The sequence below is a fragment of the Nesterenkonia haasae genome (genome assembly GCF_010119385.1).
Taxonomy (GTDB): Bacteria; Actinomycetota; Actinomycetes; order Actinomycetales; family Micrococcaceae; genus Nesterenkonia; species Nesterenkonia haasae.
On sequence record NZ_VFIE01000020.1, the window covers coordinates 191,718 to 213,530 of the forward strand.

At 60.9% G+C, this 21,813-nt stretch carries 23 protein-coding genes; 7 read left to right on the forward strand and 16 right to left on the reverse strand.

All coding sequences use genetic code 11. The features are described from left to right. Window positions 1–6 precede the first annotated feature (6 nt). Window positions 7–435, reverse strand: coding sequence for an organic hydroperoxide resistance protein (locus tag FH975_RS09460; RefSeq protein WP_162321156.1), 429 nt, complete (start codon window positions 433–435; stop codon window positions 7–9). Window positions 436–585: 150 nt separating this feature from the next. On the opposite strand from FH975_RS09460, the gene FH975_RS09465 reads away from it, so the two are divergent. Next, window positions 586–1,917 carry a galactokinase gene (locus tag FH975_RS09465; protein ID WP_162321157.1) on the forward strand — a complete coding sequence of 444 codons (1,332 nt, stop codon included), beginning with the start codon at window positions 586–588 and terminating at the stop codon, window positions 1,915–1,917. Window positions 1,918–1,941: 24 nt separating this feature from the next. Here the strand turns inward: FH975_RS09465 and FH975_RS09470 are convergent, their stop codons facing one another. Then, window positions 1,942–2,754, reverse strand: a complete 813-nt coding sequence (locus tag FH975_RS09470) for a transglutaminase-like domain-containing protein (protein WP_162321158.1) — start codon at window positions 2,752–2,754, stop codon at window positions 1,942–1,944. 124 nt (window positions 2,755–2,878) lie between these two features. On the opposite strand from FH975_RS09470, the gene FH975_RS09475 reads away from it, so the two are divergent. The 3 genes from FH975_RS09475 to FH975_RS09485 all read left to right on the forward strand — a co-directional run bounded on the left by FH975_RS09475 (window position 2,879) and on the right by FH975_RS09485 (window position 4,400). After that, window positions 2,879–3,556, forward strand: coding sequence for a pyroglutamyl-peptidase I family protein (locus FH975_RS09475; RefSeq protein WP_162321159.1), 678 nt, complete (start codon window positions 2,879–2,881; stop codon window positions 3,554–3,556). A gap of 132 nt (window positions 3,557–3,688) precedes the next feature. Further along, the gene (locus FH975_RS09480; RefSeq protein ID WP_162321160.1) at window positions 3,689–3,898 is read left to right on the forward strand and encodes a hypothetical protein; all 210 of its coding nucleotides are present in this window, start codon (window positions 3,689–3,691) and stop codon (window positions 3,896–3,898) included. Between the two features lie 55 nt (window positions 3,899–3,953). Continuing rightward, window positions 3,954–4,400 carry a hypothetical protein gene (locus tag FH975_RS09485; protein ID WP_162321161.1) on the forward strand — a complete coding sequence of 149 codons (447 nt, stop codon included), beginning with the start codon at window positions 3,954–3,956 and terminating at the stop codon, window positions 4,398–4,400. Between the two features lie 55 nt (window positions 4,401–4,455). Here the strand turns inward: FH975_RS09485 and dnaB are convergent, their stop codons facing one another. Further along, window positions 4,456–5,820: a replicative DNA helicase gene (gene dnaB, locus FH975_RS09490; RefSeq protein WP_407938629.1), complete on the reverse strand. Its 1,365-nt coding sequence runs from the start codon at window positions 5,818–5,820 to the stop codon at window positions 4,456–4,458. Between the two features lie 93 nt (window positions 5,821–5,913). Continuing rightward, window positions 5,914–7,290, reverse strand: a complete 1,377-nt coding sequence (locus FH975_RS09495) for a condensation domain-containing protein (protein WP_153077805.1) — start codon at window positions 7,288–7,290, stop codon at window positions 5,914–5,916. A 111-nt stretch (window positions 7,291–7,401) separates the two neighbouring features. Here FH975_RS09495 and FH975_RS09500 point away from each other — a divergent pair, with 111 nt between their 5' ends. Both FH975_RS09500 and FH975_RS09505 read left to right on the forward strand, forming a co-directional pair. Then, a complete protein-coding gene (locus FH975_RS09500) occupies window positions 7,402–8,205 on the forward strand; it encodes an alpha/beta fold hydrolase (protein ID WP_328821848.1) in 804 nt (267 codons plus the stop codon). Window positions 8,206–8,980: 775 nt separating this feature from the next. After that, a complete protein-coding gene (locus FH975_RS09505) occupies window positions 8,981–10,114 on the forward strand; it encodes an LLM class flavin-dependent oxidoreductase (protein ID WP_162321162.1) in 1,134 nt (377 codons plus the stop codon). Window positions 10,115–10,327: 213 nt separating this feature from the next. Here FH975_RS09505 and rplI read toward each other — a convergent pair whose 3' ends face one another. From rplI to FH975_RS09560, 11 genes are all read right to left on the reverse strand, one after another. Further along, window positions 10,328–10,780 carry a 50S ribosomal protein L9 gene (gene rplI, locus FH975_RS09510; RefSeq protein ID WP_153077803.1) on the reverse strand — a complete coding sequence of 151 codons (453 nt, stop codon included), beginning with the start codon at window positions 10,778–10,780 and terminating at the stop codon, window positions 10,328–10,330. 28 nt (window positions 10,781–10,808) lie between these two features. Next, the gene (gene rpsR, locus FH975_RS09515; protein ID WP_119901469.1) at window positions 10,809–11,051 is read right to left on the reverse strand and encodes a 30S ribosomal protein S18; all 243 of its coding nucleotides are present in this window, start codon (window positions 11,049–11,051) and stop codon (window positions 10,809–10,811) included. Window positions 11,052–11,124: 73 nt separating this feature from the next. Next, a complete protein-coding gene (locus tag FH975_RS09520; RefSeq protein WP_153077802.1) occupies window positions 11,125–11,688 on the reverse strand; it encodes a single-stranded DNA-binding protein in 564 nt (187 codons plus the stop codon). A 58-nt stretch (window positions 11,689–11,746) separates the two neighbouring features. Beyond that, window positions 11,747–12,046, reverse strand: a complete 300-nt coding sequence (gene rpsF, locus FH975_RS09525) for a 30S ribosomal protein S6 (RefSeq protein ID WP_138253535.1) — start codon at window positions 12,044–12,046, stop codon at window positions 11,747–11,749. Window positions 12,047–12,184: 138 nt separating this feature from the next. Next, window positions 12,185–13,498 carry a M18 family aminopeptidase gene (locus FH975_RS09530; RefSeq protein WP_407938630.1) on the reverse strand — a complete coding sequence of 438 codons (1,314 nt, stop codon included), beginning with the start codon at window positions 13,496–13,498 and terminating at the stop codon, window positions 12,185–12,187. Between the two features lie 22 nt (window positions 13,499–13,520). Next, window positions 13,521–14,345 (reverse strand): response regulator transcription factor, encoded by an 825-nt coding sequence (locus FH975_RS09535; RefSeq protein ID WP_162321163.1) that lies wholly within the window; start codon window positions 14,343–14,345, stop codon window positions 13,521–13,523. Further along, window positions 14,342–15,802, reverse strand: a complete 1,461-nt coding sequence (locus FH975_RS09540) for a sensor histidine kinase (protein ID WP_162321164.1) — start codon at window positions 15,800–15,802, stop codon at window positions 14,342–14,344. The genes FH975_RS09535 and FH975_RS09540 overlap by 4 nt, the downstream gene beginning before the upstream one ends. 12 nt (window positions 15,803–15,814) lie before the next feature. Beyond that, on the reverse strand, window positions 15,815–16,684 hold the full coding sequence (locus FH975_RS09545; protein WP_162321165.1) for an ABC transporter permease subunit: 870 nt from the start codon (window positions 16,682–16,684) through the stop codon (window positions 15,815–15,817). Next, on the reverse strand, window positions 16,681–17,604 hold the full coding sequence (locus tag FH975_RS09550; protein ID WP_162321166.1) for an ABC transporter ATP-binding protein: 924 nt from the start codon (window positions 17,602–17,604) through the stop codon (window positions 16,681–16,683). The genes FH975_RS09545 and FH975_RS09550 overlap by 4 nt, the downstream gene beginning before the upstream one ends. A gap of 110 nt (window positions 17,605–17,714) precedes the next feature. Further along, on the reverse strand, window positions 17,715–18,884 hold the full coding sequence (locus FH975_RS16950; RefSeq protein WP_162321167.1) for a DUF418 domain-containing protein: 1,170 nt from the start codon (window positions 18,882–18,884) through the stop codon (window positions 17,715–17,717). 11 nt (window positions 18,885–18,895) lie between these two features. Continuing rightward, window positions 18,896–19,981, reverse strand: a complete 1,086-nt coding sequence (locus tag FH975_RS09560; protein ID WP_162321168.1) for an inositol-3-phosphate synthase — start codon at window positions 19,979–19,981, stop codon at window positions 18,896–18,898. A gap of 101 nt (window positions 19,982–20,082) precedes the next feature. On the opposite strand from FH975_RS09560, the gene FH975_RS09565 reads away from it, so the two are divergent. Further along, the gene (locus tag FH975_RS09565; protein ID WP_235928646.1) at window positions 20,083–21,441 is read left to right on the forward strand and encodes a glycosyltransferase family 87 protein; all 1,359 of its coding nucleotides are present in this window, start codon (window positions 20,083–20,085) and stop codon (window positions 21,439–21,441) included. On the opposite strand, the gene FH975_RS09570 is transcribed toward FH975_RS09565, so the two are convergent. Then, complete coding sequence (locus tag FH975_RS09570) at window positions 21,411–21,734, reverse strand: DUF4333 domain-containing protein (RefSeq protein WP_162321170.1); 324 nt, start codon at window positions 21,732–21,734, stop codon at window positions 21,411–21,413. The genes FH975_RS09565 and FH975_RS09570 overlap by 31 nt on opposite strands. Window positions 21,735–21,813 lie beyond the last annotated feature (79 nt).

A 21,813-nucleotide genomic window follows, 5' to 3' on the forward strand; every position in this document is an offset into this window, starting at 1 on the left:
GAGAAATCAGTCGTCGGAGACGGTGATTTCTACGTCAATGTTGCCGCGGGTGGCCTTCGAGTAGGGGCAGAAGTCATGCGCCTTCTGCGCAAGGTCTTCAGCTGTGTCCTTATCCACACTGGGCAGGACGACTTCAATGGTCGCGGTCAGCGCCATGCCACCGGCGTCGTCGCCACCGATGCCAATCTTGACACCGACTGAGGAGTCACTGACGTCCACATCGGCCTCACCAGCCATCTTGCGCAGTGCACCGTGGTAGCAGGCGGCGTAACCGGCTGCGAAGAGTTCCTCCGGATTGTTTCCGTCACCTGAGCCACCCAGTTCCTTGGGAGCAGCCAGTTTCAGGTCCAGTGACCCGTCGGCAGTCTTGACCTGCCCGTTGCGGCCATCGCCGCTCGCGAGCGCCTCTGCGGTGTACTTAACGTCTACTGCCATGAGTGGTTCCTTTCGAACGATTTCTGTGACGAGCCGCGCGTGGCGTCGTCGCTGTCTTACTCTCCTACACCACCACAGTATGGACCGACTGGCTAGTGGTTGAGTTCAGCGGTGCGCGGATACGCCTCGTCAGTGGCAGAATTGGAGCCTATGCGTGACAACTCCGCCCGCTGGCTGGCGCCCGGGGACCCCGAGTCCATCTCTGTGGCATTGGCTACCCGCTTCTCACAGGTGTACAACTACGACCCCGAAGGGGTGTGGTTCGCCCCGGGTAGAGCCAATCTCAACGGCGAACATATCGACTTCCACGGTGGCCGATGCCTGCCTATGGCGCTACGGCACGGCACCTATGTGGCGGCCGCACCGCGGACCGACGGTGTGCTGCGGCTGCGCACTCTGGACCCCTCACTCGACTCCGGCATTGTGGAGATTCACGACGCCGCCGCCCAACCTACTCCCGCCGGGACGCCCTCCTGGACGACGTATGTCTCGGGGGTGCTCTGGGCGCTCGCTCAGCTGAAAGACGAACACCCTGAGATTGAGCTGCACCGCGGAACGGGCGCTGACCTGCTCATCCGCTCAACACTGCCAATCGGAGGAGGATTGTCCTCCTCCGCCTCTTTGGAGTGTGCCGCCGCTTTGGCCTTTGTGGCGATTGGAACTCCTTTGGGAGCCGAGAACCATGGAGATGACCTCACCCGGGCCCTGACTGACTCCCTGCGCGCCGTCTTGGCGCAGGTGTGCGTCAAGGCTGAGGTGGAGGCAGTCGGTGCGGGCACCGGCGGGCTGGACCAGACCACGTCACTGCGGGCGGCAGAAGGCAAGTTGGTCTCCTTGGACTGTCGGGACTTCACGGTCAAGCGCACCGATATCGCCTTCCTGCTCAGGGACTACCGCTTCCTGGCTGTCGATACAGGGCATCCGCATCAGCTGGCCGACGGGCGTTTCTCTGCACGCAGGGCTGAGGCTGAGGCTGCCGCATCGGCCCTTGGAGTGAACCGGCTGCGCGATGCTCTGCCAGAGAAACCTAAGAAGTCGGACGTGGAACTGACTCTGGACGAGTTTGACCGCGCGCTCGAGGCCGGGGCCGATCTCGGTGGACTGGATGCGGGATCATGCCGGCGGCGGCTGAAGCATGCGCTGACCGAAATGCTGCGCAGCGAGAAGATCCACAGGATCCTCAATGGTGATGCCCATGGTGTGGATAACACTGCAGACCTCGTCGGTGACCTCATGTCAGCCGGTCACGCGTCCATGAAGGAGAACGCCGAGGTCAGTTTCGCTCTGGCCGACCAGGTAGTGGATACCGTGGTGCAGGCTGGGGCATCCGGCGCCCGACTGATCGGTGGCGGGTTCGGCGGCTCCGTATTGGTACTGGTCCCCCGCAGCCGGATGGAGGACATCACCTCCGCAGCTTCCCGGCTGTCTCCTGACGTCCGTTTTCTGGAGGTCGTACCCTCACCTGCTGCACGTGCGGTATAGCCGAATCGGGAGCCCCGGGCTGCTTTAGCGAATTGGAATGAGATCGGCGTTCTGGTCTATGGGGAGGTCACCGTCAACAGTCGCGGTAACCACCGCTGACTCCAGAATGATGCCCCCATCATGGTTGTCGAGGAACGCCGTATCAGCAGCGTCTCGGCCGGTTGCGATCCGCACCAGCGACTGACGCGGCGCCAACCAGGTGGGGTCAACCGCAACCCACTCTCCATCCACAATGGCCTCGGCCACAGCGTGGAAATCCATGGGGTCACATCCTGGGGCGTAGACGGCCACCAGCCGCGCCGGGATGTGCATCGCCCGCAAGAGTGCGACCACCAGGTGAGCGTAATCGCGGCAGACCCCGGCGCCGGCGAGCAAGGTATCCGTAGCGCCGTCGATGGGGTCACTGGACCCAGGGACGTAGCTCAGCCGCGCGGCAACGAAGTCACTGACATCCATGATTTTCTGCTCGATGGACCGGGAGAGATCGAACTGACCGGCTACAAATCCATAGAACTTGTCGCATTCGGCATATCGGCTGGGCCGCAGGAAACGAGAGCGGTCGTATTCCTGGGCCTTGAGCGGTTCGGCCTGACCCTCGATACGAGCACGATACTGGACAGTAAGCCGCCCAGGGCCCACCTGCAGACGGTGAATACGGCCACCACAACCAGCGGGGATCTCATCCGGTGTGAGCCTCTGGTCGCCCAGCACCATATGCAGCGATTCGTCAATGGTCAGCCCAGGCAGTTGCGCCACAGCAATCTGGAACTCAAGTTCGGTCCTGGCGGTCACCTCAACCTCGAGGGTTGAGGACACATCCCGGGGCATCATCAGCATGGTGTCAGTCTAGGCGCGCTTACCCGCAGGATGACAATACGGTGCTCATAGTGCCTTGGACTGACATGTCCACGCACAGCGGGGTGTCTTTGACTTCCTGGAAGTTCGCGCAGAGGCTTGAACCATGGGTGAAGCGAGAACGTTACATCGGGTGCTCATCTCCGCCTTCGAACCTTTCGGCGGAGCGACCCGGAACTCCTCCCAAGACGTCATTCACGCACTTGTGAAGCGGGCGGAGCGAAGGCAGCTCACCGCGCAGAAAGAGCACCGCGACGTCGTGCTGATACCGCTGCTGCTGCCGGTGGAGTTCGCCACCGCAGCGCAGATCCTCACACACGCCACCTCTGAACACTCCCCGCACCTGGTGATCTCGGTGGGGTTGGCTGCAGGAACCGACACCATCAGATTGGAACGGGTGGGCCTGAATCTGCGCGATGCGCGAATTCCGGACAATGCCGGTGCCCAACCGGTGGACCAGGCGATCGCTGAAGAAGGCGAACCTGCCCTGTTCAGCACTCTGCGCCAAAAGGCCGCCTTCGAGCGGATCACCGCGGCCGATATACCCGCATCGCTGTCTCTCTCCGCAGGCAGCTATGTGTGCAATGACGTGCTGTATTCGGTTCTGCATCACCTGCGCAATCAGAATTCCGGGACCAGGGCTGCGTTCGTCCATGTGCCTGACCTTCATGCGTCCAACCCACCGCCGACCGTGGACCAGGCCTGCACAGCTCTGGACCTGCTCATCTCTGAGTCGCTAAAATGTGAGGCCGACACCCACTCACCAGTCGGAAACCTGCACTGAAATGATGCGTACAGCTAAGCGCAAAATTCGACGCCAGGATTGACGTTGCGCCCAGGTCGCTTTCAGAGTGAGTGCCTAACGTTATAGAACGTACTAAGCACTTTCCGCCTATTCGCATGCAGCGAGGTGACCATGACGTCACAACAGCAGGATGAAGGCCATACGGGCTTCGGACTCCGGCTTGTCCGCCGCGAAAAGTCCAGCGAAGACCGGGGTCCGCATCGCGATGATTCCGATAATCTCGGGCACGCCGCATCCAACAGGGTAGTCACTGGCACACTCATCATCGGAATCTCTCTGATGCTACTGATCCTCATGCTTCCCTACCTCAACGAACTCTGAGTCGGCCCGAGCTGAGGATCGAGACCTCCCCACCTCCCGATAGTCTTATCGGAGAATGAGTAGGAAAAAGAAGCCCTCCACCTTGCGTTCGGGCAAATCCACAGCCGCCCGCAGCCGAAAGACTCATCCCAAGAGAACCACTGCCCCCGCATCCGGTTCCAAGCCGCGGACGGTTACGCGCTACTCTCTTCAGGCGGCCCGCTATCTCTGGGCTGTGATCACGGGGTTAGTGATTGCGGCCCTCCTGTTCGAACCCACGATGGTCTGGACGATCGGAGTGGGTGTCTTCATGATCGCCAATGCCGAGTTCATCGGCCTCTGGCTCCTTGTCGCTGGGTTCGGGATGGCCTGCCTGCCTGTGACGTTCGGTCTGTTGGTCGCCACCGGGCGCTTCTGGTTCAGCCTCACACAAGGGCTGTGGACAGGGGCGCTCTACTCAGTCGCGGGGTTCTTCTTCCTGGAACAGATCATCGGGGTTCTTACCCCCTACGGAATCAGCTAGCGCAGACTCACGCTGCGCTCTGGTGGCGACACATACCCAAATCAGGGGTCACAGCTCAGAAATCCCGGGCCATATCGCGGAACCGCTGGAAGTGGCCTTGGAACGCCACAGTGAGATCTCTGGTGGGGCCGTTACGGTTCTTCGCGACGATAATGTCGGCCTCACCAGCCCGCTCCGTCTCTTTGTCGTAGACCTCGGGCCGGTGCAGCAACATGACCATATCGGCATCCTGCTCAATGGCACCGGATTCGCGCAGATCAGAAACCTGTGGTTTCTTATCGGGTCGCTGCTCAGATCCACGGTTCAGCTGTGACAACGCAATGATCGGCACGTCGAGCTCCTTGGCCAGCAGCTTCAACGTGCGGGAGAACTCACTGACCTCCTGTTGGCGGGACTCTACGCGTTTTCCAGACATCAGCAGCTGCAAGTAGTCCACCACCACCAGTTTCAGATTTTCGCGCTGCTTCAACCGGCGGCACTTGGCCCGGATTTCCATCAGCGTCAGGTTCGGCGCATCGTCAATGAACAACGGAGCCTGCTCCAGTTTGTCCATAGCTCGGGCCATCTTCTCCCAATCCTGGTCCTTCAAGCTTGAGCCCTTACGCAAATCCCCGAAGAGCACTTGAGACTCTGCCGCCAACAAACGCATTGTCAACTCAACTTTGCTCATCTCCAGTGAGAAAAACGCCGTCGTCATCCGGTGATTGACAGCCGCAGAACGGGAAAAGTCCAACGCCAAAACCGATTTCCCCATCGCGGGACGGGCAGCGATGACAATTAGCTGGCCACCGTGGAAGCCGTGCGTAAGTTCGTCCAAGTCACGGAAGCCAGTCGGGATGCCGGACAGTGTGCCATCGTTGGCAGCATTGACCTCGATCTCTTCAATAGTCGGGGCCAGGACCTCAGAAAGTCGCGAGTAGTCAGCAGTCTGCCGGTTTTCCGCCACATTGTAGATCTCTGCCTGGGCCTCGTTGACAATGGCATCGACCTCGCCGTCGGAGGTGTGCCCCAACTGCACGATCTTGGTGCCCGCTTCAACCAAGCGGCGCAGAATCGCACGTTCACGAACGATGTCAGCGTAGAAGGCGGCGTTGGCCGCAGTCGGAACAGCCTGAGCCAGATTGTGCAGATATGCGGGGCCGCCAATCCGCTGCAGCTGCTGGGTCTTGGTGAGCTGATCAGAGATGGTGACCACATCTGCCGGTTCACCGCGGCCATAGAGATCGATGATTGCCTCAAAGATCATCTCGTGCGCCGGCCGGTAGAAGTCACCTCCGCGGACGACTTCCACCACATCGGCGATCGCGTCCTTGGACAGCATCATGCCGCCCAGCACCGACTGCTCAGCCACCATATCCTGTGGGGGAGTGCGTGATTCAGCACCAGCACCAGTGCTGGGGTTGTAGGTCTCCACACTCACGCAGACACACTCCTCAGACACCTTGTGGGATTGACGCGAGCTCCCACTCTACCGGCTGAAGCGGACAACACACTACGACGCCGTACTGCGTTCTCAGTGCCCCGATCCGGCATTGATTGCCCGCAGCGCCTCATGCTCTAAGGGGGTTCGCAGCCCATAGACCAAACCGGCAAGCCAGGTGCGCATAGAACGCCTCGCCTGACGAGTATCCGGGTATCGGCAGCGCAAATGCATGCCGGTGTGGTTGATGACGAACCAGATCATCACCCCGTCTGTTCGGATCACGGCCGAAACATGCTGTGGGTTGAGTTCGTCATCGACGTTGACCGGCAGCTTCCGATGATCCAACCATGACATGGCGAACATCCCCGGATCCTGAGGCATACCGCCGTAGGGGCGCATAATCGGAGCCAGTGGATAGGAACCGAGCCGGATCGCTTCCTTCACCGCGCCGTAACAGGCCAGGTAGTCGTCGTCGTGGCTTTCGAGCACAGAATTGGTGATGAACCAGCCGACAGAGTTGAACCAGCGAGCCTCATGCCGGGAATGGACAGGGAACACCGCACGCAGCGGACCTCCGGAGAGCTCCGCAGCCAGCCGGGTCATCACCGAGACTGCCACTGCAATGAGACGTACCTTATGCGCTGCGGCGTGGGCCTCGACCTGTGCGAGCTCGTCGGCGTCGAACACATCACGAATCTCAACAAACTCCCCCACCGGCTCAGATACATCACCCAGATCCAGCGGGAACCGCGGCATTGAATTGCCCCCGGCGTCCAGAATGTCACTCCACCGCTGAACCACTTCCTTCGGCGGAGCCGGTTGCTCCTCTAGGGCCTGTGTATGGGCCGCGAAGGACTCAGCAACCGGCAGATCTGCGCCTGGTTCGCGTTCGTTGAGCAAATCCTGGACACATGTGGCGAGATCCCGGGTCACCACCAGCAGACTCCACGCATCCACGTGAGCATGATCGGAACCGATGATCACCTGCGGAGTTTCCGTCCCGGCCTCATCCTCAATCACGCACAACCGGTAGGAGGGCGCCTCCAAGGATCGGCACACGAGGTCAAAGTGTTCGCGCAACACCGTCCGCACCGCAGGTGGAGTGAGGACGGAGCCCTCACCCAGCTGTTCCCACTCCCCCGGAGACACCGTTACTGCGTTAAGAGTCAGGTCCGTGTCACCGCCTTGGCCATCCTCCTCCCAGGCGAACACGCTGCACAGGGTTCCATGGCGCTGGATGACTTCAATCCACGCCTGCGCGATGATCTCGCGATCTGCCTGAACAGGAAGGGAGAAGCTCACTGCCATCCACGAACCGGGGCGTGAACCGAAACTGACATGCCGGTCCTGGTCAAAAGACACCGGAAGGCGTTCAGCATCTGGGGATTCAGTCATCTCTGCGCGGATGGAGTAGCTGTAGACCCTGCCGGGCTGCACCTGCATCTGCGAGACATTGGTCAGCCTCATACGCGTAGTGTAGACGGGTGCGGCATCGCCGGTGTGTCGCTGCGGAAACTCTCAGTTAATATTCATCTGGAGACTTAGACGTGCCGGGACAACCGGTACCAGCACAAGAAGGTGACGAACACCGCAGTGGCTATGTTCCAAACAGCAGGAGCCAAACTCGCCTATGAGGTGGAGGGTCCGGACTCTGGTCCGCTCTTCGTCCAAATGCACGGGCTGACCTCCTCAGCGTGGCGGGAGCATCGTGCTGGCCTAGATGTCACAGGTCAGCTAGATGGCTTCCGAATACTGCGCTATGACTCCCGCGGCCATGGTTCCTCCACAGGCAGAGCCGTCCCGCAGGACTATCTTTGGTCCCAGCTGGCAGACGACTTGCTGGAACTGCTCGATGCCATTGCCCCGGGAGAGCAAGTACATACGGGCGGGCCCTCAATGGGTGCCGCCACCCAGATCTGTGCGGCGTTGAAGGATCCACAGAGGTTCGCCTCACTCAGCCTCCTGGTGCCCCCCACCGCCTGGGCGACCCGCATGGCGCAGACCGACCAGTACCTGCGCTCGGCCGAACTCGTCGAAGAACATGGCATTGGGGCTTTCGTGCGTATGGGCGAGTCCATGCTTCCACCCCCTGCCTTGGCGGACCGCCCACGCGAGCGCGTTCCAGCCGTGAGCCAGGAACTCCTGCCCTCTATTCTCCGCGGAGCCGCTATGACGGATCTGCCGGGTGCGGAGGAGGTAGCCCAGCTGGAGGTACCGATTCAGATTCTGGCGTGGGTAGACGACCACGCACATCCGGTATCGACGGCCGAAAAGCTGAACCGACTGCACGGCCAGTCACAGTTGTCGATTGCGGAAACCCCGGAAGACCTAGCAACCTGGCCCAACCGCGTCGCAGCTTTCGTAGAGCGTCATCGGCGCTGACTAAGCAGCTGCGGAGAGTGACCGGATCGCCGAATCGGCCCGCTTGGGGTCCTCGGCAGGATCACGGCAACAGGGCCGTGATCCCCTTCCCTTTGCCTAGATTCGGCGATCCGATCTGCAGTTCGTCCCCTGAGAGATCCCAGGCCAACCGCGAACGCCCCCGCTCTGGGGCGCGCTTGTCCTGTTCACTCCGTCCGCCACAAAAGAAGCGGGGAGAGCTCCCGCGCGGATGCACGCCGACTTCTATCGGCCAATATCCACGCCATGTGCCAGTACACACAAGCCCACGCGCTACCTGAAAACCTCAAAACTATCCTCTGGAAGGGGCCTGAGGTCTTCAAAAAGGCGAAGAGGGACGATTGACACTGTAGGCCCACAAACGCCCCCGGGCAATAGGTCATAGACAGGAGCCTGTGGATAGAATGTGGACTGCGCGGCGTGTCGTGTGTACAACCTGAGGGAAAGCTGTGGATAAAGCTGTAGACATCTGTCACATATCCCGCTGACTAGGCGTGATGTAGCGACACGCTGTGAGTTAAAAGTTTTTCTGGGCTCTTTTTTTGCCGCGCCGGGCACTTGCCGTTCACCCCAAGTTGGGTGTATAGCCACCCCGAGTGTGTTGTTTTCCACAGAATCTCCACAGGCTGTTTGGCATGTATCGACCCACTCGACCATGGGTCCTGTCATCCGTGACCATATTCTTTCAAATTTGAAGTACTCTTGGAATGTACACGTTTTTCGTCGTCTTTTTCTCCCTACTTTGTGCAGGAGCGCTATGCAGTTCGGCATCTTCTCCATCGGTGACATCACTCCGGATCCCACCACCGGACGCGTACCTACCGAAAACCAACGCATCAAGTCCACTGTGGCCATCGCTAGGAAGGCCGAAGAAGTAGGACTCGATGTCTTCGCCATTGGCCAACACCACAACCCCCCGTTTGTGGCACCGGCCAACCCCCCGATCTTCATGGCACACATCGCCGCGCAGACTGAGCGTCTGCTGCTCTCCACCGCCACCACTCTCATCACCACAACGGATCCAGTGCGTATCGCTGAGGACTACGCCTATGTCCAACACCTCAGTGACGGCCGGATCGATCTCACGCTTGGGCGTGGGAACACTGGCCCGGTCTATCCCTGGTTCGGTAAGGACATTCGCACCGGAGTCCCCTTAGCCGTGGAGAATTACGCCCTGCTCCACCGACTCTGGAGAGAAGAAGAGGTGGAGTGGAAAGGCCGGTTTCGCACGCCACTGCAAAACTTCACAGCAACTCCTCGGCCCCTCGACGGCACACCACCGTTCATCTGGCATGGATCGATCCGGTCACCGGAGATCGCGGAACAAGCTGCCTACTACGGTGATGGGTTCTTCCACAACAACATTTTCTGGAACAAAGAGCACACCGGCCGCATGGTGGATATCTACCGCGAGCGCTACGCCCACTACGGCCATGGCAGCCCTGAGCAGGCCATCGTAGGCTTGGGTGGTCAGGTGTTCATGCGCCCGAATTCCCAGGATGCAGTGCGCGAATTCAGACCGTATTTCGATCGCGCCCCGGTTTACGGCGGCGGCCCTTCACTAGAGGACTTTACGGACATGACCCCGCTGACAGTGGGCAGTCCTGAGCAGGTCATTGAGAAGACGCTGAGCTTCCGAGATTATGCCGGGGACTATCAGCGTCAGCTGTTCCTGATCGATCATGCGGGACTACCACTGGAGACCGTGCTCGAGCAGATTGAGATACTGGGTGAGGAGGTCGTTCCCGTCCTGCGCAAGGAAGTCGCCGCCCGCGCTCCCGAGGGCACCCCTGCGGCACCCACCCACCAACTTCTCTGTGATCGCCGTAAGGCGGGCTTGGACCCCGTTCCCGGCGGCAACGTGGAAGCACAGGACACCCTTGCCTCCTAACGAGCCCGTGGATGCCTCTTCAAGGGACGTATAGGCGGTAGACGGGTCAAGGCGTGTCACCTGGTTCTGGTCGTCTGTGCATCGCACTGCGTCATTAGCGTCGCGGCGATTAACGCAGACGTTCGCCGCACTCGTTCTGATCCGGGCATAAGAAAGGGCCGCGTTGCATCCTTGAGGGGATGCAACGCGGCCCTTTCTCTCGGCCTGTGGTGCTTACTTGGCCGGGACCACCTGCAGGTCGATGGTCGCTGAGACCTCGGCGTGCAGCTTTACAGTCGCGGTGTAGTGACCTACAGCTTTGATTCGCTCAGGCAGCTCGACAGTGCGCCGGTCGATGCTTCCCAGACCTGCGGCCTGAACGGCCTCTGCAATCTGGGCTGCGCCGACCGTACCGAACAGGCGGCCGGACTCGCCGGTCTTCACACCGACCTGTACGGTCTGTGCCTGCAGTTTCTCAGCGATGGACTGAGCCTCTTCGACAGTTGCGATTTCGCGGGCCTTACGGGCCTGACGAATGCGCTCTACGTCCTTTTCGCCGCCTTTTGTCCACGTCAGCGCGTAGCCACGGGGCAACAGGTAGTTGCGGGCATAACCGTCTTTGACCTCGACGACATCGCCGGGGGCACCGAGGCCGGTGACTTCCTGAGTCAGGATGAGCTTCGACATATCAGTAGTTCCTTTCCTTCCTCAGTAATCAGCCGCGGCCAGCGCCGGAGTACGGCAACAGAGCCATTTCGCGGGCATTCTTGATCGCCTGGGCGATCTTGCGCTGCTCCTGGACCGAAACTCCGGTCACACGGCGGGCGCGGATCTTGCCACGGTCGGAAATGAACTTCCGAAGCAGTGCGGTGTCCTTGTAGTCAATGACCTTGATGTCAGCAGCCTTCAGCGGGTTCGCCTTGGGCTTTGGCTTCTTGGTGATTTCAGCCTTTGCCATCGTGGTGCTCCTTTTCATGATGGGGAGCCCGCGCTCTTACGCGGGATGGTGAATAGTTGTCAGTAGTGAAGCGTTAGAACGGGGGTTCGTCGTTGCCGCCGGCATCCCAGCCGCCGCCCTGAGAGGGCTGTCCGCCCCAGGGATCCGAGTGTTGGCCGCCGCTGTTGGGCGCGCCTCCGCCGAATCCGCCAGGTTGCTGGCCGCCTCCGAATCCACCGCCCGGATTGCCACCGCCCTGGTTGCCACCGAAACCGCCACCGCCCTGACGGGGCGCCTGACGTTCGATCTTGGCAGTGGCATATCGCAACGAAGCGCCGATCTCGTCGACGTCGAGTTCCCAGCTGGTCCGGTTGTTACCCTCTTTGTCCTCAAAGCTGCGAGCTTTGAGACGGCCTTGAGCAACAACGCGAGTGCCTTTTGTCAGCGATTCGCACACGTTTTCCGCGGCTTCACGCCAGAGTGAGCAGCGAACGAAGAGTGTTTCTGCGTCCTTGTACTCATTGGCCTGGCGGTCGAAGTAGCGGGGTGTGGAAGCGATGACAAAGTTCGTCACCGGTGCCCCGGATGGGGTGAACCGGAGTTCTGGATCAGCTGTCAGGTTTCCGACGACGGTGATGACAGTTTCGTTATAGGCCATGTGGTGTACCTCTTCTCAGTAGTTCGTGTACCAAATATTCTGGGCCCAAATGCCTGTATTAGGCGACCTTGAACTCTTCCGGGCGGATGATCTTGGTGCGCAGAATGGTCTCATTCAACCGCAGCAGACGGTCCAGCTCTTTGGCTGAGTCGGGAGTGGAGTGGAAGTTCACGACGGCGTAGATTGCCTCGGTCTTCTTCTGAATCTCGAAAGTCAGCTGACGGCGTCCCCAGATGTCGACTTCGTCGACGGTTCCGCCATCTTTCTTGATCAGTTCCATGTACTTGCCCAGTGTGGGCTCTACGGTGCGCTCGTCGACCTCAGGGTCGACCAGCACCATTAATTCGTAATGACGCATTATGAACCCACCTCCTTCGGTCTTGCGGTCACGGGATTTCCGTAACAGGAGGTTCTTTGCGTGGTGTGCCGCGCCGACAGTAGTCAGCACAGACTGGCCCATATTACCCCAGATCCAGGGCGAGTACGAACGAGCTGTTCAGACGCTGAGGTCCTGGGTGAAGAAAGCTGTGGCGGCGTCCCGGAGGTGTGCGATGTCTTCAACTCCACACATCTCTCGTGCTGAATGCATACTCAGCAGCGGGATACCAACGTCCACAGTTCGTATACCCAGCCGGGTGGCGGTGATGGGTCCGATTGTTGAGCCGCAGGGAATGTCGTTATTGGACACGAACTCCTGGCTGGGCACCCCTGCGGCTCGGCACACCTGTGCCCACATGGCCGCCCCCGGCGCGTCCGTGGTGTAGCGCTGATTGGCGTTGATCTTCAGCAACGGACCGGCATTGGGTAGCGGCCGGTTCGCCGGATCGTGGCGCTCGGAATAGTTGGGGTGCACCGCATGCCCGGCGTCGACGCTCAGATGCCAAGAACCCGCGTATGCCTGGGCGCGCTGGGACACTGTCGCCTCTAAGCCTTCATAAATGCGGTCCAGGACTTCCTCCAAAAATGGCCCAGCAGCCCCTGACCGGGAGGCTGAGCCTAGCTCCTCATGATCAAAAGCGGCCAGCATCGGAATCATCCCGGCTGAGGAGTCAGCAGCCAGCAGTGCCTGGAGGCCGGCATGGACCGAGGAGAGGTTGTCCAGCCTGCCTGAGGCTAGGAACTCCCTCTTGGGCCCGAAACGGGCTGGGGCCTGTGCATCAGCGATGACGACGTCGTAACCGTCCACCTGCTCTGCCCCGACCCCGGCGGAACGGCTGACAACATTCAGCACGTCGGCTTCGGCGGCGGCGTCCGGGGATCCAGCTACGGCCAGGATCGGCATGGTCTGCTGTTGCTTACCTAACTTCACGCCATCATTGTTGACTTGGCGGTCCAGATGGATAGCCAGCTGAGGAATGCGCGCCACTGGTCCGGTGGCAACCAGGTGGGTAGCTCCGTCCCGGGTGACGATTCGGCCTGCTAGTCGCAACTCACGGTCCAGCCACGAGTTCAGCAATGGTCCGCCGTAGATCTCCACCCCTGCTTGAACCCAACCCTGTCTGACGACTGTGGACTTTGGCTTGAGTTTGAACCCAGGTGAGTCGGTGTGGGCACCGAGCACGCGCAGCGGCGTCGTCGGACCTGCTCCCGCTGGCAGGATCCAGGCCAAGACCGCACCGTCGCGAACCACGACGTATTTTCCGGGCTCAACAGGCCAATCCTGGTGCTCACCAAGGTGGGTGAATCCCGCCTCTACCAGCCGCTGGGCGGTCACCGCTGCGGCGTGGTACGACGAGGGTGACTCTGTGACGAAACTGCTGAGGTCTTCGATGAGCTCATCGGTGCTCAGTACTGAGGGTGCTGACATCATTCTTCCCATCCTACGGCTGAGCTCATCCGATAAGACCAGATTGGTAGACGTAGACCACGGCCTGGACTCGGTCGCGCAGCTGAAGTTTGTTGAGGATGCGGCGCACATGGGTCTTCACTGTCGCTTCGGACAGGAAAAAGCGCTCAGCGATCTCCGCATTCGACAGACCTTCGGCCACGGCGAAGAGCATTTCGGCTTCGCGGGCAGTCAGCGGTTCGCGGATCACGCCGTCGTCCAGCGCAGTGGCGATCTGGTGCCCCGTGGGTGAACCGCTGACACCTGCGGAGGCTGAGCCTGAACGGGTTATGTCAGCACTCGCCGTGGGACGTTGACCGGCGGGGCGATGCGCCGGATCAGTGGATGTCCTGCCGTGCTCAGAGGAGGGGCCGGTCTGGGACGGAGATTGTGACTGACGCACGTACATTTCCAATAGGCGCCGCGTAATGCGTGGAGCGACCACGGCATCCCCGGAGGCGACCACACGGACCGCGTCCACCAGGTCCTCCGGCTCCACATCCTTCAGCAAGAACGCACTGGCACCCGCCTGCAGTCCGGAGAAGGCGTACTCGTCGAGGTCGAAGGTCGTCAGGATGATGACTCTGACCTCACCGAAGCGCTCCACGATCCGCTCCGTGGCCTCAATGCCGTCCATACGTGGCATCCGCACATCCATCAGCACTACGTCCGGACGCTCCTGACCCAGGGCGTCGAGGGCCTCTAGAGCTTCCTGCCCGTCCCCCGCTTCAGCCACTATCTGGAGATCATCCTCTCCCTCCAGGATGAGCTTGAAGCCCATACGCAGCAGGTGCTGATCGTCCACCAGCATGACCTTGATCGTCTCGCTCATCCCGTCCCCTTCTTCCCGGCCGCTGGAGGTTCCAGCACCGCGCGCACCATCCAACCCCGGTGCTTGCCTGGCCCGGCATAGACCGAACCGTTGTAAAAGCTTGCCCGCTCCTGCATTCCCTGGATACCCAGTTGGGACCCTATCGACTCACGTCTGGTCCCCGGAGCTGGCGGAATACCATCATCGGTGATCGTGATGATCACCTGCTCCTCCCCGATCAACCCCAACGCCCGCTGCTCCTTAGCGGAGAAACCCTGTTCACTCAGGCGGTCACAGTCCTCATCCTCCGTGGCCATGACATGTTCGATAGCGACCCCCACCCGGTTGACCCCGCGGGCATACCTCAGAACGTTCGTCAGCGACTCTTGGATGATGCGGTGGACAGTCAACCCAAATGCCGCGTCATCCGGCAGCGGAGGACCTGACTGCTCCACGTGGAGCGGCAGCCCGGCCTGCCGAAAACTCTCATACAGGCTATCCAGAGACTCGGTGATCGGACGGCGGGCCGTATCTGGCGCCTCACCTTTGCGCAGCACACCAATGACTCGGCGCATATCGGCCAAAGCGCCGCGCCCGGTCGCGGAGACTTCTCCTATGACTTCAGCGGCGCGTTCGGGGTTCTTTTTGGCAACCACCCGGGCGCCATCAGCCAACGAAACCATGACGGAGAGCGAATGAGCCACTACGTCATGCATCTCCCGTGCGATCCGGTTACGCTCGCCCAACTGAGCCAACTGATGGGACTTTCTGGCCCAATCGAGGATTTCGCGCTCGTGGCGATGCCCGCGCCGCACCGCCGCGCCGATCCCGGCGGAAATCCCCACGAAGAAGAACATCATCACTGCGATCACTACCAGGGCCTCAAAGGACCCGAGTCCTTGCGTTGAGTAGTAGTCCGCCCAGAATCCGCCACCGTAGCGGGTCAGCCAGACATCAGCGACTAAGAGTGTGCTGTACCCCAGGGCGCACGCTGGCAGCGCAGCTAACAAACTCCATTTCAGTCCATAGTGGTAGCCCACCGCGTAGGTGGCGAAACAGAGCCCCACCATCTGGGAGCCCTGCCAGGGGTAGTGAAACAGCATCGCGGCTTCGAAGAGCGCCACCAGGACCAATACGGTCATCGGGCGAGCCCGACGGAAGCACAGGGCCACCGAAATGACTCCGAAGCCGAGCAGCAGCCACCAGGCATCTGCTCCCATATCGACGAATGTGATCGGGAAGAACCATAGGGCAGACACGATGTACACCCCCACGACCACAGCATTCATGCACCACGGGTGTCGTCGGAACCACCCTCGCAGTCCCGGCCGACGGACCAGGCCGAGCTCGTCCCAACGATCGAAGACTTCCGGAATCTGTTCTGGGCGCCCCCCAGGTTCCATCCCTGGCCCGGTGGCGGAGGGGAGCACAACACCGCCGCCTGACACGGTGTTCTCCGGAGGCGGCGACGTCGTCATGCTCCTATCTCATCATGCGTCGCGACGAGTGAACCTCAGCGCGCCCAGTGTCAGGGGCACCGCAACCCAGGCCAACAGGCCCAGACCTGCCTGCCATGTCTCTATGGCAGGAACCATGCTGAATTCGCCAGCCTCTGGGTTCGTGAAGCTATCCACCAAGCTCATGTATTCGGCCTGCATCAAGGTCTCCACCCATGCTGCGCCGTCGGTGACACCGTAGAGGATGGAGAGCACGATCTGGAGCACGAACATGATGACCGCCAGCACCACGATGCCGCCAGCCGAACTGCGCAGCAGAGCACCGAGGCCGAACCCGAGCAGTGAAGTCAGCACCACCGTGGCCCACGTCGCGGCGTAGACTCCGGCGATCTCGGCGTCGAAGATGTCTCCCACGCTCAGTGGTTCGGCGATCAAACTGGTCAGCAGGTGGCTGAGCAGAATCAGGACGGCTGATACCACCGCAGTCCATACCGCCAGGGCCAATGCCTTAGCGGAGAGCAGCAGAGTACGCTGCGGGACGGCGGTGAGGCTGGAGCGGATGGCACCACTGGAGTACTCAGTGGTGATCGCAATGACACCCAGGGACCCCAAGAAGATCATGGCGAAATAGCTGCCCGTCTGGCCCTGCATTGCCAACTGCAGGGCACCGCCCCCGAAGTAGGGATCATCGGCCAGGAAGTGCTGGAATGAAAAAGCGACGGCGCCGGCGATGAAGCCGCCCAGACCGACGGTGATGATGGAGAGCCACCAGCTGGTGCGCAACGCTTTGAGCTTGGCGAACTCCGAACGGGCCGCCCCAAGAAAGCTGACCCCAGGTAGGGTGGCGTCGATCGTGAAGGTCTGCGGGGTCGCCGTAGCTGTATTCACATGTGGGGGGTTCACTGGGCAGCCTCCTCGAGGGTTCCGCCGGAGCGGTATTCGACGTGTTCGCCGGTGAGTTTCATGTATTGATCTTCCAAGGTGGTCAGCTGCGGGGTGAGCTCATGAACGACCACACGAGCTTCCAGGGCGCGGCGGCCGATGCTGCGCGGATCCATCCCGCTGACCTGCAGGGTCTCTGCGTCAATGTGGCTGATAGTCACATCTTCGGCGACCAGCGCGTTCGCCAAGTCTGCCGCCTGTTCGGTGCGGACCAGTACACGCTTCTCCCCGGAGTCAAGGAGCTCATGGATGGGCGCATCAGCGATGATTCGGCCGCGGCCCAGCACAATGAGGTGATCCGCCGTCTGGGACATTTCGCTCATCAAATGGGATGAGACAAAGACTGTGCGCCCCTCGGAAGCCATCTGGCGGGCCAGGCTGCGTACCCATCGCACGCCCTCAGGGTCGAGTCCGTTGACCGGCTCATCAAATATGAGTACTGCTGGGTCCCCCAGCAGCGCGGCGGCTATGCCGAGACGCTGGTTCATGCCCAGGGAGTAGCCCTTAATGCGTTTGCCGGCTGCCTCACCTAGCCCGGTCAACTCGATGACGTGTTGGACGCGCGATGCGCTGATGCCGTGCGTGGCTGCCAGGACCTTCAGATGGGCGCGCCCGGTCCGGCCAGGGTGTGTGGCACCGGCGTCCAGAACTGCCCCCACGGTGCGCATCGGTGCCTTGTGCTGGGAGAACGGCTTGCCATCGATGGTGACAGAACCGGAGGTCGGCCTGTCCAAACCAACTGCCATGCGCATCGTGGTGGACTTCCCGGAACCATTGGGCCCCAGGAACCCGGTCACCTTGCCGGGCTGCAGCTGAAAGCTGATGCCGTCGACTGCGGTCTTCGAGCCGTACCTCTTGTGCAGATTCTCTGCGGTGATCATGTTTCGCGCTCACTTCCCGGCGTGCGTCTTTCACCTCAACCGGTTTTCCGGCCGGTGACTACCAGTGTTCTCCACCGGCAGGCTGAGCACATCACCCCACAGACTGATCTTCACGTACCCCTGTAGGACCATGTACGAAAAGGCATCTCCACCGGTCCGCGCTGGAACCGCATGAACCACAGATGGGACAGTGCCAGCTGGGTGAGCCATATTCCGAGAACGACGCCGCCCACAGCCACCTCGGACAGTTGGCCGCCGAGGCCGAAACCCACCCCAGAGAACAGCACGAGCATGATCAGCGACTGACCCAAATAGTTGGTCAACGACATACGGCCGGCCGGGGCCAGGACTACCGTGAGTTTCTCGGCTGACCGGAAGAGTACGAGGAGGAGAACGATGTATCCGAAGGTCTGGATGGGACCTGCAGCGAGGTTCACCGCGGTACCGAGCAGCTGAGCCCCCTGGCCGGGCTCGTAATCGGTCCTGCCGGGCTGTCCCCACGTCAGGAGCGCGGCAATGCTGCTCAGTGCTAACCCCACACCGAGGGTCGGCAGCCCGATGCTTAGCAGCCTTCTGGTGCTGAACTCTCCGGCGACGATGCGCTCCACCAATCGAGCCCGGCCGACCACGAGACCTGCCAAGAAAGCAGCGAACGCCAACGGTCCCTGGACGAACAGCACCGAGACCAACGCCACAGGATAGGCAGCCACCTGGAAAGCGAACCATTGGGTGACTGACCCGGTGTAGGCGGCCACCGCATCCTGAGACTCTCCGAGGGTCAGCATGGCCTGTCCCATGGTGTCCTCCAGGGCCATCGTGACCATCCCCAGGACCACCAGCACGAGCACCATGAGTGTGTAGATCACCCCGGCGGTCAGCAGAGCTGCCCTAGTGGAGATCCTGCGCATCCCCAGCAGTAGGAAACCGAGGATGCCGTACGCGAGGAGGATGTCCCCGGCGAACAGGAACAGTCCGTGCAGCAGGCCCAGCACGATCAGCGCCGTGAAGCGGCGGACCGAACGTCGTGTCTCACTGGAGCCGGACTCAAACGCGCGAGCCCAGGCGAACACAAAGCTCAGCCCAAACAGGAAACTGAACAGGACGTAGGACTTTCCCTCGAAGATCAGCGACGCGCCGAACCGCACCAGCTGATCGGCTGCTGACTCGTCAGGGTTTCCACGCATCCCCGTGGTGAGCATGTCCGGATGCGCGAAGAACCAGATGTTCACACTGAGGATTCCCAGCAGCGCAAGTGTTCGCAGCGCGTCAACTGCGTTCACCCTGGGGCTCATCAGCGGTCGACTTCACCGCGGATGAACGCTTCGACCTTTTCGTGCGCTACAGAGTCGTGGAACTGCTCAGGCGGGGACTTCATGAAGTAACTTGAAGCAGAGAGCAGCGGCCCGCCAATGCCTCGGTCCAGGCCGATCTTGGCGGCCCGGACAGCATCAATGATGACGCCCGCCGAGTTCGGGGAATCCCATACTTCAAGCTTCAGCTCTATCGACAGAGGCGCATCACCGAAATTGCGGCCCTCTAACCGGATATAGGCCCATTTGCGGTCGTCCAACCACGGTACGTAGTCACTGGGGCCAATATGAACATCCCGATCCGCTAGTTTCGCTGAGGTGTTCGAGGTGACCGCCTGGGTTTTGGAGACCTTCTTTGACGTCAGCCGGTCTGGTTGCAGCATGTTCATAAAGTCCATATTGCCGCCGAAGTTCAACTGGTAGGTGCGGTCCAGATGCACCCCGCGATCCTCCAACAGATGGGCGAGCTCACGGTGGGTGATGGTGGCTCCGACCTGAGATTTGATGTCATCGCCGACGATCGGCAGCCCTGCGTCGGTGAACTTCTGTGCCCATTCCGGTGTGCCTGCGATGAATACGGGTAGGGCGTTGACGAATGCACAGCCAGCGTCAATGGCGGCCTGAGCATAGAATCGGGCGGCATCTTCTGAACCGACCGGCAGGTAGCAGACCACGACTTCTGCCCGGGCATCTTTGAGAGCTGCGACGACGTCGACCGGGTCGAATGCTGACTCGTCGATCGTCTTCCGGTAATAATCACCGAGACCGTCCATGGTTGGACCGCGCTGAACGTTGACGCTGCTGTAGGGCACATCGGCGAGCTTGATCGTGTTGTTCTCACTGGCGGTGATCGCTTCGGAGAGGTCTTTGCCGACCTTCTTGTCATCGACATCGAACGCTGCCACGAACTTCACATCGCTGATGTGGTAATCACCGAAGCGCACGTGCATCAGTCCCGGCACGTCCTGATCGTCCTGGGCGTCCTTGTAGTACTCAACTCCCTGAACCAGTGATGCTGCGCAGTTGCCGATGCCCACAAGAGCTACCCGGACCGGATTTTCTGACACGAAACCATTCCTTTCAATTGCTGCAGGTCGGAGGGCGCAGGACTGCCCCACTCCCGTAGTCGCTAGTCCCTGCTCATCATAGGCTGGGGTATGTGACCAAGATGCTCCAGCCTATGTCAGACCCTTTGGTGGTCCACCTGTCAGACCGCTGGGGTGGTCCCACCGGCAGCCGAGCACGCCCCGGGCGCCGCCGAGTCTGGACCGCGGCTCGCATCCTGACGGCGCTGACTGCGCTGGGAGTCCTTCTGGCCCTGCTGACCTCCCAGTACTGCCGCATCAACGGCTGGGGCGGCACCGGGGTGTATCACTGGGGGTGTTATTCGGATGTCTCAGCGCTGTGGTCCTCCCGGGACTTCGATCAACACCCCTGGGCGCCATTTCTGAGCTCGTACTCCGCCTTCGAATACCCAGCGTTGACGATGTTTCTGGCCTCCGTGTTGGCTGCCGCTACGCATGGGATAGACGCGGTGCTGGGGGGTACTGCTCTCGACTACTGGGGTGAACGCACAGGTTTACTGTATTGGGATGTGACGTTCCTCGCCGGCGCGCTGGCCTGGTTCGTTCTCACTCTGGCTGTGCTGAAGGCCGCCGGAACTCGACCGTGGAAGGCAGCCATTGTGGCCCTGTCGCCGGCCATCATCTTCGGCGTCGGGATCAATTGGGACATTTTCCCTGCGGCAACCCTGGCCCTGGCGGTGCTGTTCTGCCTGCGACGGAAGTGGCTGATTGCCGGAGTCCTGCTGGGGATTGGCGCGTCATTCAAGCTCTACCCCTTGCTCTTGCTGGGTGCTGTCTTCACCTTGGCCGCGCGAACCTATCTGCGGCGAGAGAGCCACGACGACGCCGTCCAGTGGGCGGATTGTGCCAAGTTGGCTCTGGGCGGGGTCCTCGCTTGGGCGCTGATCAACATCCCGGTCATGATGGGGAATTTTGGAGCCTGGGGCGAGTTCTATGTCTTCTCCGCTGAGCGTGGCGCCGGTTGGTCGTCCATCTGGCAGGTCTGGGGAGTGATGTCTGGCTCGCCGCTGCCGGCGGAGGCTGTCTCGGGTTGGAGCTTCGGTCTGTTCGCCGCCAGCTGCGCTGCAGTGCTGGTGATCGGTGTGACGGCTCGCCAGCGTCCCGACGTCGTGCAGCTTCTGCTGCTGATCGCGGCAGCCTTCATGATCTTCAATAAGGTTTACTCACCACAGTTCATGCTGTGGTTGGTTCCGTTGATCGCTCTGGCCGGTCTGAGACTGCGTGACGTACTGATCTGGCACGCATTTCAGCTGTTGCACTTCTGGGCCATCTGGATGCACCTGGCGGCGCAGGTCAGCGAGGCCGAGCCGCAGCACCTCTTCGACGAAAACATCTACGTGGCCGCAGTGTTCGGCCACGTACTGTCAACGGTCTACATCTGCGCCATGGTCATTCGTAGGATGTACCGGGCTCAGTCCGAGCCGGCATCGGTTCCCTGGTAATCATCAACGATAGCCTCGTACTCAAAATCGCTGCCGTCTGTGGAGACGACCTCAACGGTGAACGACCCTGCGCCGTGGGCGTCAGTGAAATCACAGGTCACGGTCTCGCCCTCTTCGACCTCCAAGTCACCGGGACAGTCCACTTCATGGGGAGCATCTTCAGGGTAGTCAGCGTCGAACTTGGATTCCAGCTCAGACTCCATCTCTGACTCAGACCACTGTCCTCCACAACCCGTCAGGCCGAGGGTGGCGACTGCCATCAGTGCGACTAGCGCTCGGTTGACGCTGTGCATTACGTGCTCCTTAGAAGTGGGGCCTCGATTGCAGAGGGCGATGAGGCGAATCGTGTGACTACCCCACATTACAATGTTC